The organism is Rhodovulum sp. PH10 (assembly GCF_000293785.1).
In the GTDB taxonomy this organism is placed as follows: Bacteria; Pseudomonadota; Alphaproteobacteria; order Rhizobiales; family Xanthobacteraceae; genus Rhodoplanes.
In genome coordinates this window covers 12640-25151 of the sequence record NZ_AKZI01000018.1, presented here as the reverse complement: position 1 = coordinate 25151, position 12512 = coordinate 12640, and the positions used below count along the sequence as shown (strand labels likewise).

Genomic DNA, 12512 nt, shown 5'->3' with positions numbered 1-12512 from the left:
CGCCCGACGGGCCACGCTCAAACCCGGTTTCCGGAAGCGCCCCTCCCGGCTCGCGAAACCCGTGGCTGCTCGCGGCGGAACCCGCCTCCCTTCGGCGCAGTTCGAGAAGGCATGGCGACCGAACTGCCGCTCGATGCCCCGATGGTGGAGACGCTGGCCGCGCTGCGCGAGGCGGAGGCGGCCTGCACCCGCTGTCCGCTCCACCGCAATGCGACCCTGGTGGTGCCGGGCGAAGGGCCGGACACCGCCCGGCTGATGCTGGTCGGCGAGCAGCCCGGCGACCAGGAAGACCTTTCCGGCAAGCCGTTCGTCGGACCGGCCGGAAAGCTGCTCGACCGGGCGATCGCCGAGGCCGGCATCGACCGCCGCGAGGTGTTCGTCACCAATGCCGTCAAGCACTTCAAGTGGGAGGCGCGCGGCAAGCGCCGGCTCCACAAGAAGCCGAACGCCCACGAGATCGAGCGCTGCCGCTGGTGGAACGACCTCGAGCGGGCGCTGGTGAAGCCGGACCTCGTGGTGGCGCTCGGCGCCACCGCGGCGGCGAGCCTGTTGGGCCGCACCGTCACGCTCGCCCGCACCCGCGGTACTGCGTTGACGGCGCGCGACGGCACGGCGCTCCTCGTCACCGTCCACCCCTCCTACCTGCTGCGGCTGCGCGGCGAGGCCGACCGGACGCGCGAATACGCCGCCTTCGTCGCCGATCTCGCGCTCGCCGCCCGCCGGCTCCGCAGCGCGGCCTGAGTTCGTCGGGCCGGAGGCAGGGGACGGGCGCTGCGCCGGTGCCAAGCGCCTCGAGTTCGCCTATAAAGGACGCGACCCCTCGCCGGCCGCCGCCCGTGGCCGGCCCGACCCGATGGCTCGATGGATTCGCTCGACCGCTACATCTACAAGACCGGCTTCAGCGCCTTCGTGATGATCCTGGTCTCCCTGACCGCGGTGATCTGGGTGACCCAGATCCTGCGCCAGATCGACCTCATCACCAGCCAGGGCCAGACCGTGCTGGTCTTCCTCTCGATCACCAGCCTGGTGATCCCGACCCTGATGCTGATCCTCGCGCCGATCGCGCTTCTGATCGCCGTGGTCCACGTCCTCAACCGGCTGAACGGCGATTCCGAGCTCGTGGTGATGAACGCCGCCGGCGCCTCGCCGCGCCGGCTGTTTCGCCCGTTCGCGATGCTCGCGGCGACCGTCGCGGTGATGGTCGCGGTGATCGCGGTGTGGCTGTCGCCGTTCCTCCAGCGCGAGATGAACGACCGGCTCGCAAAAGTGCGGGCCGACGTGGTCGCCAATATCGTGCGGCCGGGCACCTTCACCTCGATCGAGTCCGGGCTCACCTTCCACATCCGCGAGAAGAAGAGCGACAACCAGTTCACCGGCATCCTGATCGACGACTTCCGCAACCCGGCCGAGCGCGTGACGATCCTCGCCGAGCAGGGCGACATTCTGCAGACCGAGCGCGGCACCTATCTGGTGATGACCGATGGCTGGGTGCAGCGCCGCCGGGTCGCCGACCACGATCCCACCATGGTGCGGTTCGAGCGCTATGCCTTCGACCTGTCGCCCTACACCACCGGCGGGCGCGTCTCCTACGGCCTGCGCGAGCGCTATCTGTGGGAGCTGATGTTTCCCGACCCCGAGGACAAGCTCTTGAAATCGGCGCCGAACCAGTTCCGCGTCGAGTTGCACGACCGGCTGGTGGCGCCGCTCTACCCGTTCGCCTTCACGATCGTCGCCTACATGCTGATGTGCACGCCGCGCACCACCCGGCAGAACAGCATCGCCTCGATCGCCTTGGTGATCGCCGGCGCCTTCGGCGTGCGGATCGCCGGTTTTGCCTGCATGGCGGTCGGCCAGAGCACGCCGATCGCCGTCTATGCGCTCTATCCGCTGCTGCTCGGGGCGATCGGCTTCGGCCTGTGGGCGATCCTCACCGGCCGCGCGCTCGACTTCGAGCCGCGGCTCGATCTCTCCGCCTTCCGCAACCGGCTGCGGGCGCTGCTGCCGCGGCCGGCGCTGCGGTGAGCGGCGTTTCCGCCCCGGCCCGGACGCGACCATGCGGATCGCCTTCGCGATCGTGAAACTCTTCTCCGGCGGGGGGCTGCAGCGCGATTGCGCGGCGCTCGCCCGGCTCGTCGCCGCGCGCGGGCAGGAGGTGACCATTCTCACCGCCGAGCATGCGCCGTCGCCGCTCACCGACGGGCTGACGGTGGAGATTTTGCCGGTCGCCGGCCGCACCAATCACGGCCGCCAGGCGGCCTTCGCCAATGCCGCGGCGGCCGAGGCGAGCCGGTTCGACCTTCTGGTCGGCTTCAACAAGCTGTCCTGCCTCGACGTGCTTTATTGCGCCGACCCGGCGATCGCCGAGCGCTTGTCGCGTCAGCCGTGGCTCGGCCTGTTGCCGCGCTATCGCACCTATTGGACGCTCGAAGGCTTGTCGTTCAAGCGCGGCCGCGACACCCGGCTCCTGCTGCTCGCCACACCCCAGGCCAATGCCTATCGCGAGGCGTGGGACACCGAGCCCGAGCGCATCACCGTGCTGCCGCCGACGGTGGCAAAGGCGCGCCACCGGCCGGAGCTGCGTCGCGACGGCACCCGCGAGCGGCTGCGTGGCGCGCTGGGCCTCGGCCGTGCGCAGGCGTGGCTCACGCTGTGCGTGCAGCCGCACACAAAAGGGCTCGACCGCACCGTCGAGGCGCTGCGGGCCCGGCCCGACGCCTGCGTGCTGGTCGCCGGCCTTTCCGAGACCGACAAGGCCGCCGCCGATACGGTGCGGCTTGCGACAAAACGCGGGGTCGCCGATCAGATCGTTTGGCTCGGCCACCGCGAGGACGTGCCGGAGCTGATGGCCGCCGCCGACCTTCTGGTGCATCCCGCCCGCGCCGACGTCACCGGCACGGTGATCCTGGAAGCGGTGGTCAACGGCCTGCCGGTGATCACGACGAGCCTGTGCGGCTATGCCGAGCACGTTTTTGCCGCCGACGCCGGCGAGGTGTTGGAGGAGCCGTTCTCGGCCGTCCGATTCGCCGAGGCGCTCGCCCGCGCCAGCGACGCCGCGCGCCTTTCGGCGTGGTCCCGCAACGGCGCGGCCTATGGCGAGAACCCGAATCTCTATGCCGGCCGCGATCGTGCCGCGGAGCTGATCGTCACCGCCGCCGCACTGAAGCTCGGCCCGGTGCCGAGCCTTCCGGCACCCTCCGCGTCGGGCGGATCGGCGTCGGGCGGATCGGTGTAGGGCGGATCAGCGAAGCGTGATCCGCCGTTGTGGGTGCGATGCGCCGGCGGCGCAATACGCTGCGCTATTGCGCCCTACGAATCGCCCGCCCGATCGCCTTACCGTCCCCGCACCGCATCCCACCCGAGCGCCAGCGCGCGGGCCGGATGGAGCGCGACCGCGAGCCGCAGGAGCCGGAGCTTTCCGGGGCGGCCGGTGACGCGGCGGCGAAGTTTCGGGTTGCGCATCAGCGCGAACAGCGCGCGCTGGGCGAGTCGGCGCTCGCGGTGGCTCAGCGGCGTCGGCGGGTCCTCGAGCGGCGCCAGCCCGATCGGCGGCGAATCGAAGAAGAAGCCGGCGCGCGGCGCGGCGGCCACGGCCGTGGCCGCCTCCGGATCGGCCAGCGCGAGCAGCCGGTAGAGCCGGGCGTCCTCGGCGAAGAAGCTCCTCTCGCAGGCCGGATCGTTCCAGTCGGGCGGCGCCGAAAGGCCGTTGGCGGGGTCGATCTCGCCGGCCCTCCGGGCGTGCGCCGCCCGCCTGGCGAGCCGCACCGAAAAACACTGCCGCACCTCCTTGCGGGTGGTCACGTTGCCCGGATGGCGGCGGTAGCGAATCAAGATCTCCGGCAGGTTCGCGACCTCGGCGACCTCGGCGATGCGCAGCCACAGGTCGTGGTCCTCCGCCGCCTCGAACGCCGCGCGGTAGCCGCCCAGCCGGTCGACCAGCGCGGTGCGCAGCATCAGCGACGAATGCACGAACGGGTTGGTGCGGGCGAGCAGGATCTTCAGGCGCGCCGAATCGGTCTCCGGGGTGAGCCGGCCGACCGGCCGGTCGGCCTCGTCGACGATCTCCGCATGGCTGCCCAGCAGGCCGAGCCGGGGCTCGCGCTCCATCACCGCGACCTGCCGGGCGAGCCGGCCGGGCAGCGCCAGGTCGTCGGCGTCGAGCCGGGCGAGATAGTCGCCGCGCGCCACCGCGATCGCCGCGTTGAGCGCCGAGACGAGCCCCGGCGTCGGTGGCTGCAGCACCTGCACGCGCGCATCGCGAGCGGAAAAACCCGAGAGAAGCTCGGGGGTCCGGTCGGTCGAGCCGTCGTCGATCGCCAGCAGCTCGAAGTCGGTGAAGCTTTGCGCGAGCACGCTCTCGACCGCCGCGGCGAGCCAGGGCTCGCCGTTGCGGACCGGCATGATCACGGACACTTTCGGACTCATGGCGGCATTATAGGCGGTCTCGGGGCAGGGCGACGATCGCCGTCGACGATCCGTCCAAAGATACCGTCGGTCGATGTCGCATCGGTCTCCACCGGACTGGCGCGACGCAGGCCGATTCCGTATGAGGGGATCATGCCGAGGGCTTGGTCCGACTATACGGCTGGAGAGTGGGCGCGGTTGCGGCCGCTCATGCATGCCATCAAGACGTCGCGATATCGCGCGGTCGACGCCGCGTATCGCCGCCGTCCCGCCGTGGTGGGCGACGTCGCGAGCATCGGCGCGCGGCTCGCCGGGAACAACGCGCTCGTCACCATCGCCTTCGCCGACGCCAATGCCGCGCGCTGGCAGATCGCGCTGGTGCGCCACTACGTGCCCAACGCCGTGCACGTGATCGCCGACAACTCGCCGACCGAGGAGGCCGCCGCCCGCCTGCGCCACGTCTGCGAGGCGGAGCGCGCGCTCTATGTCCGGCTGCCGAAGAACCCGTGGACCGGCAAGGCGCCGAGCCGGTCGCACGGCATCGCGCTCAACTGGGTGTGGCACAATCTGATTCGCCCGCACGCGCCGCACGCCTTCGGCTTCATCGACGACGACCTCTTCCCCACCGCTCCCGACGACCCGTTCGCCCCGCTCGCCGCCCAGGACATTTTTGGCCAGGTCCGCCGCATCGGCGAGCGTTGGTTCCTGTGGGCCGGCTTCTGCATGTACCGCTTCGACCGGGTGGCGGAGCTGCCGCTCGATTTCGGCCAGGACTGGTTCATCGGGCTCGACACCGGCGGCGGCAACTGGGATCCGCTCTACAGCCGGCTCGACATCGCGACGCTGCGCGAGGCGGAGACCAGCTTCGTGCCCTTCAAGGAGGGCCTGCCGGTTGCCGACGGGCCGCTGCAGTGGTGCGGCTCCTGGCTGCACGAGGTCGGCCTGATGGGCCGGCCCGAGCTCGCCGAGGAGAAGCGCGCCACCGTCGAGCGGATCATCACGCCCCATCTCGCCGCCGCGCTGCGCCCGTACGTCGCGACGGAGCACGCGGCGCTCGGCTGACAGCGGTTTTTTCCCCATGCGCAGCCCGGACAGCATCGCCGGCACCGCCGGGCCTTCGGGGGAGACGCCCGCGAGCGTCGCCGCGGAGCGCGTCGGCTCCGAAGCCCGCGCGCCGCGCATCGTGGAAATCGGCAACACCGGCTTCATGCACGCGGTGTTTCCCGCGACCACCAGCTTCTTCTCGACCTGGTACGACGAGACGCGATCCGATCCAGAAAGCGGCCGCCACATCGTGCGGCTCGACACCTTGCGCGAGCTCGCCGCGCAGCTCGCCGACCCGACGGTCGATCTCGTCGTCGTCCATGCCCTCACCTGGGCGCCCTGGAGTCTTCGCGCGCTCGGGCGCACGCTGTTTCGGCGGAGCGTGCTGGAGGGCCGGTTCCCGGCGGTGCGCGGGCTCGGGCCGCAGCTTTTGCGCGGGCGCGTCGCTGCGCCGATCGCGGTGCTCGATTTCGACGACCCGGCGGTGGTCGATCGCGCCAACCGCTTCCTGCTCGACCGCGCCACCGCCTATTTCAAGCGCGAGCTGCCGCCCGACCACTGGCAGGCCTTTTCCGGCACGCTGCACTGGCGGGTGCCGACCGCCCGCTTCCGCCGCGTTTCCCGCAATCGGCAGCGGATGGAGAAGCTGCGCCCGCTGTCGCTCGGCGTGCCGCTCGAGGTGTTTCGCAAAACCCTGCCGGCTCCGCTGCCGTTCTCGGAAAAAACCGCCGACGTCTTCTTCGCCGGCCGGGTGAAGGACTCTTCCACCGTCCGCGAGCAGGGGCTCGACGAGCTGTTGGCGCTGCGCGCCGAGGGCGTGGTGGTCGACATTCCCGAAAAAGCGCTGCCGCTCGACGCCTATCTCGAACGCCTCGCGCGCGCCCGCCTCGTCTGGTCGCCGGCCGGCTATGGCTGGCAGTGCTTCCGGCACTACGAGACGGCGCTGTGCGGCTCGGTGGTGCTGGCCGATCGCCAGACGATCGAGCGCCACGCGCCGCTGATCGACGGCGAGCACGCGCTCTATTACGACGTCGAGCCGGGCGGGCTGTCGCGGGTGGTGCGCGCCGCGCTCGCCGATCCCGCGCGGCTTGAGCGAATCGCCGCCGCTGGCCGGGCGCACGTGCTCGCCCACCACACTCCGCCGGCGATCGCCCGCCACGTCGTCGCGACGACGCTGCGGCTCGCCGGCAATCTGCCGGATCCGTCATGACGGCGGAGGAGGGGGCACCCGCCGAACCGGTGCTTTGCACGCGCGACCCCCGAGGGGTCGTCACGCTGACGCTCGCCCGCCCCGACAAGGGCAACGCCTACGACCGCCGGATGGTCGCGATCATGGCCGAGGCGGTGGCAGAAGTCTCCGCCGATCCGTCCGCCCGCGCGCTGGTGCTGCGGGGGCAGGGCAGGCACTTCTCGGTCGGCGGCGACATTTTTGGCGATCCCGATGCCCATGCCGGCGGCGAGGGCGTGCCCGCGCTGATGCCAGACCTCTGCCTCGCGCTCGATGCCTGCCCGAAGCCGACCGTGGCTCTCGTGCACGGCGCTTGTGTCGGCGGCGGCTTCGCGCTCGCCGCCTGCTGCGACGTGCTGTTGGCGGCGGACGATGCCTTCTTCGCGGTGCCGGAGCTGCGGCTCGGCTTTGCGGTCGCGCCCTATGTGCCGCTGTTCGAGCGGGCGCTCGGGGCGCGTGCGCTGCGCCGCCTGCTGATCACCGGCGAGCGGATTCTTGCCGACGAGGCGCTTCGGCTCGGCGTCGCGCACGCGGTGCATGAAAAGGCCGAGGCCGAGGCGGCGCTCGAGAAAACCCTCGACGCCGTGCTCCTGGCGGCGCCCGCCGCGCTCGCCGCGGCCAAGCGCGACCTGCGCGCGCTGTCCGGCGAGCCGGCGACGGCCGAGCTGCTCGCCTCGCTGCACCCGGCGTTCCATGCCGGCTTCTGGTCGGAGGAGGGGCGCGAGGGCCGCGCCGCCTTTTTGGAAAAGCGCCGGCCGGCCTGGGCGCCGGCAAAGTCTCCCGACACGCACCCGGATACGAAAAAGCGCGGGTGAAAACCCCGCGCTTTCGATCTCCTTCCGCGTCCGATCGGTTCTCCGGGCGGGCTCTCAGTACAGCCCGCCGGTGCCGGTGCGCACGGCGCGGTCGACCTCGGGCGTCACGCCGATCGGCTGGCCGTCGGGGCCGAGCGTGCCGACCATGGTGGCGGCGTCGGTCGGGGCGGTGCCGGGCTTGTAGGCCTCGAGGATCGCCCGCTGGGTGCCGGGGCCGGCGCGAGTGCCGGTCTGGGCGTCGATCCGGATCAGCTTGATGCCGGGCGGCACGCGGAACGGCACGGCCGGCTTGTCGGCGAGCGCCACCTTGAGGAAATCGCGCACGACCGGTGCGGCCAGATGGCCGCCGCTGGCGCTCCGACCCATCGCGCGCGGCTTGTCGTAGCCGAAATAGACGCCGACCGCGATCTCCGGCGTGAAGCCTATGAACCAGGCGTCCTTCTCGTCGTTGGTGGTGCCGGTCTTGCCGGCGATCGGCTTGCCGATCGAGGCGACCACGTTGCCGGTGCCACGCTGCACGACGCCCTCCATGATCGAGGTGATCTGATAGGCGGTCATCGGGTCGAGCACCTGCTCGCGGCGGTCGACCAGGCCGGGCTCCGGCTGGTCGTGCCAGGCGTCGGCGTCGCAGCCGCGGCACTCGCGGGTGTCGTGCTTGTAGACGGTCTTGCCGTAGCGGTCCTGGATGCGGTCGATCAGCGTCGGGGTGATGCGCTTGCCGCCGTTGGCGATCATCGAATAGGCGGTGACCATCCGCATCACCGTCGTCTCGCCGGCGCCGAGCGCGTAGGAGAGATAGGGCGGCAGGTTGTCGTAGACGCCGAACCGCTTGGCGTATTCGGAGATCAGCGGCATGCCGAGGTCCTGGGCGAGCCGCACCGTCATCACGTTGCGCGACTTCTCGATGCCGAAGCGCAGCGTCTGCGGGCCGTAATATTTTCCGGTCGAGTAGTTCTCCGGCCGCCAGATGCCGATGCCGGGACCCTGGTCGATCTCGATCGGGGCGTCGACCACGATGGTCGACGGCGTGTAGCCGTTGTCGAGCGCGGCGGCATAGACGATCGGCTTGAACGAGGAGCCGGGCTGGCGCATCGCCTGGGTGGCGCGGTCGAACTGGCTCTGGTCGAACGAGAAGCCGCCGACCAGCGCGAGCACGCGCCCCGTGACCGGGTCCATCACCACCATCGCACCGGAGATCTCCGGCACCTGCCGCAGCCGGTACTGGCCCTCCTGGCCGGCGATCGGCTCGACATAGACGACGTCGCCGGGGTCGAGCACCTGCGAAACCTTGCCGACCGCCTTGCCGCGCTGCTTGCCGCTGGTCGCCTTGGCCCATTTCACGCCGTCGAGCGGGACGATGCCGATCTCGCGCTCGCGGGTGATGGCGCCGCCCGGCTCGCGCGGCGGCTGGAAGCCGATGCGGGCCGACTTGTCGCTGGTCTCGAGCACCACCGCGAGCCGCCACGGCGCCACGTCGTCGAGCGCGCGCACGTCGGCGAGCTTGACGCCCCAGTCGCCGGCGACGTCGATCTTGGACACCGGGCCGCGCCAGCCACGGCTCTCGTCGAACTGGACGAGGCCGTCGGTGAAGGCCTTGCGCGCCATCACCTGGATCTTCGGGTCGAGCGTGGTGCGGATCGACAGGCCGCCCTCGTAGAGCCGCTTCTCGCCGAACTTTTCCAGGATCTCGCGGCGCACCTCCTCGGCGAAGTACTCGCCGGCGAAGATGTGCGCGCCGGTCGGGCGGCGGGTGACGTTGAGCGGCTCCTTCTTGGCGGCCTCGCCGTCGGCGGCGGCGACGTAGCCGTTCTCGACCATGCGGTCGATCACCCAGTTGCGCCGCTCGATCGCCCGCTCGCGGTTGCGGAACGGGTGCAGGTCGCTCGGCGCCTTCGGCAGGGCCCCGAGATAGGCCGCCTCGGCGATGGTCAGCTCGTTGACCGACTTGTCGAAATAGAGCAGCGAGGCGGCCGCGACGCCGTAGGCGGAGAAGCCGAGATAGATCTCGTTGAGATAGAGCTCGAGGATCTTGTCCTTGGAGTAGGTCCGCTCGATCTTGAGGGCGAGCAGCGCCTCCTTGATCTTGCGCTCGAACGAGACCTCGTTGGTGAGCAGGAAGTTCTTCGCCACCTGCTGGGTGATGGTCGAGGCGCCCTGCGGCCGGCGGTTGGTGCCGATGTTCTCGAGATAGAGCAGGCCCGCGCGGGCGATGCCGGTGAAGTCGAGCCCGCCGTGCTCGTAGAAATTCTTGTCCTCGGCCGAGACGAAGGCGTTGATCACCCGCTTGGGGATCGCCTGGATCGGCAGATAGAGCCGGCGCTCGCGGGCATACTCGGCGAGCAGCGAGCCGTCGACCGCGTGCACGCGGGTCATCACCGGCGGCTCGTACTCCTGGAGCTGGGTGTAGTCGGGCAAATCCTCGGAGAAGTGCCAGATCAGCGCGGCGGCGGCGGCGATCCCGACCAGGAACAGGATCGTCCCGACCGTGAAGAAGAAGCCGAACAGCCGCAGGAACACCTTCATCGCCCCATTCCCCGTCGAATGTGCCGCCTGTCGCGGCCCGGGACCCGCGGGGGCCGTGCGCTCCCCCGTCCACCGTCCGGTCGCCCGTTTGCGGGCGTCCATCGTCCGAACGCCCGTCGCGCGGTCGCCCGGCCGGCCCGATCCCCCGTGGTCCGGCCGTCTGCCGCGGCGCGGTCGTCCCTGCGCCGGCGGGCCGGTTTGATCGGTCCGCTAAGTCGCCCGGTTTTATGGTCGAACTGAGGCGTCCGGGCCACTTGCGGAGCGGTTGCGGTCGACCTATCCTGATGCCTGCGGTTGGGAGGTCCGCCGATGCGGACCGTCGGGGTCGTTACCTCGCCCGGCCGCCTTTTTTTGGCGACCATGTATTTTCATGTACTTGTTGTATCTCGACGACTCGGGATCCGCCGACAATCCTGCCGATCGCCACGTGGTGCTCGCCGGCGTGGCGCTGTTCGAGCGGCAGCCGCACTGGTTTTCGGAGCGTCTGGACGCTCTGGCGCAGCGCGTGTGGCCGGACAATCCGGCCGGCCTGGAGTTTCGCGGCGGCGACATCCTCTCCGGCCGAAAGCATTGGCGAGGGGTCCCGAGACAGGTGAGGCACGACGCCTACGCGGAGGCGCTCGGCATTCTCGCCGGCTCCGGCCAAGTTCATCTCTTCGGGGCGGCGGTGCATCGTGCGGCGGTGTCGCCCGACGACCCGATGGAACGGGCGTTCGAGCAGATCTGCAATCGCTTCGACAAGTTTCTCGCCCGGCTGCATCGGCGCGGAAATACACAGCGCGGGCTAATCATCGCCGACGAGTCGACCTACGAGACGTCGCTGCAAGGACTCGCTCGCGATTTTCGCACGGTCGGGCATCGCTGGGGCCAGCTCTACAATCTGGCGGACGTGCCGTTGTTCGTGAATTCTCGGGCGACGCGGATGGTGCAGTACGCCGACATGGTCGCATACGCGACTCGGCGTTATTTCGAGAAAGGCGACGCGACCTATTTCGACATCGTGTCGCATCGGTTCGACGCCGAGGGCGGCGTCGTGCACGGCCTCACCCATCTCAGGCCGGCGGCCGAGCCCTGCAATTGCGTCTGTTGCCGTCAGAAGCGGTCGTGACCACGACCGAGGAGCCGGCGATCGGATGATCGAGAAAGCCACTTCGCCCGGCGGATCCGGCCCGCTTCCGCTCAATGCGCCTCGGCGGCGGCGCGGGTGGCGGGGGCGGTCGGGTGGAAGAACGCATCGACCGCCTGGGTGATCGAGTCGGCCGCCTTGGTGCGCCAGGCGTCGGAGGTCAGCATCTTCATGTCGGTCTTGTTCGACACGTAGCCGAGCTCGATCAGCACGGACGGCACGTCGGGCGCGGTGAGCACCCGGAAGCCGGCCGACTTCAACGGCTTCTTGTGGAGCCGCGCGGCCTTGCCGAGCTCGTCGACCAGCCCGCGGGCGAACCGGGTCGTGTAGTTCTTGGTCTCGCGCTGGGCGAGATCGATCAGGATGCCGGCGATCTCGTCGGGCTCGGCCGAGAGGTCGACGCCGGAGATCACGTCGGCCTTGTTCTCGGTGTCGGCGAGTCGCTCGGCCTCGGTGTCGCTCGCCTTCTCCGACAGCGTGTAGACGGTGGCGCCCGCCGCCTCGCCGTCGCGCCGCCGCAGCGCGTCGCAATGGATCGAGATGAACAATTGCGCATTGCGGTCGCGAGCGAAGCGCACCCGGTCGTTGAGCGGGATGAAGCGGTCGTCCGAGCGGGTCATCACCACGCGATAGCGGCCGGTCTGCTCGAGGCGGTCGCGCAGCGCCAGCCCGAAGGCGAGCACCAGATTCTTCTCCTCCTCGCCGCTCGGCGCGACGGTGCCCGAATCGATGCCGCCATGGCCGGGATCGAGCACCACGATCGGCCGCGGGTCGCCGGCGGCGGCCGGGTCGTGGTCGCCCTGGACGGGGGGCGGATCGCGCGGCAGGCGGTTGTCGATCGCGGCGGCGCGCAGAAAGGTCGCCCGGTCGACCGAGGCGAGGTCGAGCACGAGGCGGGCCGGCAGGCCGTTGACCGGATCGAGCACGAAGGCGCGCTCCACCCGCACCGGGCCGGTGGTGTCGATCACGATGCGCGAGCCGCCCGGCATCACCAGCCCGTAGCGATACGCCTTGATCAGCCCGCGGCCGCGCTCGCCGCTCTTGGCCGGCAGGTCGAAGGTGACTTGGGGGAGGTCGACGATCACCCGGTAAGGGTCGGGCAGGGTGAACGCCCGCATCTCGACCTTCTGCGAGAGATCGACCACGAATCGGGTCTGGCCCTGGTCGCCGGCGAGGCGGGCGGCGGTGGCGACGGGAAACGGAACGGTGGCGGGCGGACGCGTCTCGGCGCTCGCCGGCGCGACGGCCGCCATCAGCAGCCGGCCGAGCACGGCGGCCGCGATCAGGACAAAGGCCAGCCCCCGCGCCACGTCGTTCGCTCCTCCCCTCGTGGCTTCGTGAATGAACTCTGAAGGTTAACGTGGACTTTCTCACG

Annotated in this window: 10 protein-coding genes; 7 read left to right on the top strand and 3 right to left on the bottom strand. The window is 70.5% G+C overall.

Features of this window, described 5'->3' with window-relative positions; genetic code table 11:
* Nucleotides 1–111 precede the first annotated feature (111 nt).
* The 3 genes from A33M_RS03645 (at nt 112) to A33M_RS03635 (ending at nt 3232) form a co-directional block, all read left to right on the top strand.
* Nucleotides 112–741, top strand: coding sequence for a UdgX family uracil-DNA binding protein (locus A33M_RS03645; protein WP_008383622.1), 630 nt, complete (start codon nt 112–114; stop codon nt 739–741).
* 120 nt (nt 742–861) lie between these two features.
* Complete coding sequence (lptF, locus tag A33M_RS03640; RefSeq protein ID WP_008383620.1) at nt 862–2022, top strand: LPS export ABC transporter permease LptF; 1161 nt, start codon at nt 862–864, stop codon at nt 2020–2022.
* Between the two features lie 31 nt (nt 2023–2053).
* Nucleotides 2054–3232 carry a glycosyltransferase family 4 protein gene (locus A33M_RS03635; RefSeq protein ID WP_008383618.1) on the top strand — a complete coding sequence of 393 codons (1179 nt, stop codon included), beginning with the start codon at nt 2054–2056 and terminating at the stop codon, nt 3230–3232.
* A 98-nt stretch (nt 3233–3330) separates the two neighbouring features.
* Here A33M_RS03635 and A33M_RS03630 read toward each other — a convergent pair whose 3' ends face one another.
* Entirely contained in the window at nt 3331–4404 is a 1074-nt protein-coding gene (locus A33M_RS03630) for a glycosyltransferase family 2 protein (protein WP_008383615.1), read from the bottom strand.
* A 195-nt stretch (nt 4405–4599) separates the two neighbouring features.
* Here A33M_RS03630 and A33M_RS03625 point away from each other — a divergent pair, with 195 nt between their 5' ends.
* From A33M_RS03625 to A33M_RS03615, 3 genes are read left to right on the top strand one after another with little or no spacing between them, the layout of a single operon-like run.
* Entirely contained in the window at nt 4600–5463 is an 864-nt protein-coding gene (locus A33M_RS03625; RefSeq protein WP_008383613.1) for a hypothetical protein, read from the top strand.
* A gap of 16 nt (nt 5464–5479) precedes the next feature.
* On the top strand, nt 5480–6655 hold the full coding sequence (locus tag A33M_RS03620) for a glycosyltransferase (protein ID WP_008383611.1): 1176 nt from the start codon (nt 5480–5482) through the stop codon (nt 6653–6655).
* Nucleotides 6652–7488, top strand: a complete 837-nt coding sequence (locus A33M_RS03615) for an enoyl-CoA hydratase/isomerase family protein (protein ID WP_008383609.1) — start codon at nt 6652–6654, stop codon at nt 7486–7488. Before A33M_RS03620 ends, A33M_RS03615 begins: the two co-directional genes overlap by 4 nt.
* 54 nt (nt 7489–7542) lie before the next feature.
* Here A33M_RS03615 and A33M_RS03610 read toward each other — a convergent pair whose 3' ends face one another.
* Nucleotides 7543–10011 (bottom strand): penicillin-binding protein 1A, encoded by a 2469-nt coding sequence (locus A33M_RS03610; protein ID WP_008383606.1) that lies wholly within the window; start codon nt 10009–10011, stop codon nt 7543–7545.
* A gap of 370 nt (nt 10012–10381) precedes the next feature.
* Between A33M_RS03610 and A33M_RS22105 the strand changes: the two genes are divergently transcribed.
* Nucleotides 10382–11119 (top strand): DUF3800 domain-containing protein, encoded by a 738-nt coding sequence (locus A33M_RS22105; protein WP_008383601.1) that lies wholly within the window; start codon nt 10382–10384, stop codon nt 11117–11119.
* A gap of 71 nt (nt 11120–11190) precedes the next feature.
* On the opposite strand, the gene A33M_RS03600 is transcribed toward A33M_RS22105, so the two are convergent.
* Nucleotides 11191–12447: an N-acetylmuramoyl-L-alanine amidase gene (locus tag A33M_RS03600; RefSeq protein WP_008383599.1), complete on the bottom strand. Its 1257-nt coding sequence runs from the start codon at nt 12445–12447 to the stop codon at nt 11191–11193.
* Nucleotides 12448–12512 lie beyond the last annotated feature (65 nt).

Excerpts from the sequence above, each read along its gene's own strand:
- A33M_RS03645 (WP_008383622.1), top strand. The coding sequence starts at position 112 with ATGGCGACCGAACTGCCGCTCGATGCCCCGATGGTGGAGACGCTGGCC.
- lptF (WP_008383620.1), top strand. The coding sequence starts at position 862 with ATGGATTCGCTCGACCGCTACATCTACAAGACCGGCTTCAGCGCCTTC.
- A33M_RS03635 (WP_008383618.1), top strand. The coding sequence starts at position 2,054 with ATGCGGATCGCCTTCGCGATCGTGAAACTCTTCTCCGGCGGGGGGCTG.
- A33M_RS03620 (WP_008383611.1), top strand. The coding sequence starts at position 5,480 with ATGCGCAGCCCGGACAGCATCGCCGGCACCGCCGGGCCTTCGGGGGAG.
- A33M_RS03615 (WP_008383609.1), top strand. The coding sequence starts at position 6,652 with ATGACGGCGGAGGAGGGGGCACCCGCCGAACCGGTGCTTTGCACGCGC.
- A33M_RS03610 (WP_008383606.1), bottom strand. The coding sequence starts at position 10,011 with ATGAAGGTGTTCCTGCGGCTGTTCGGCTTCTTCTTCACGGTCGGGACG.
- A33M_RS22105 (WP_008383601.1), top strand. The coding sequence starts at position 10,382 with ATGTACTTGTTGTATCTCGACGACTCGGGATCCGCCGACAATCCTGCC.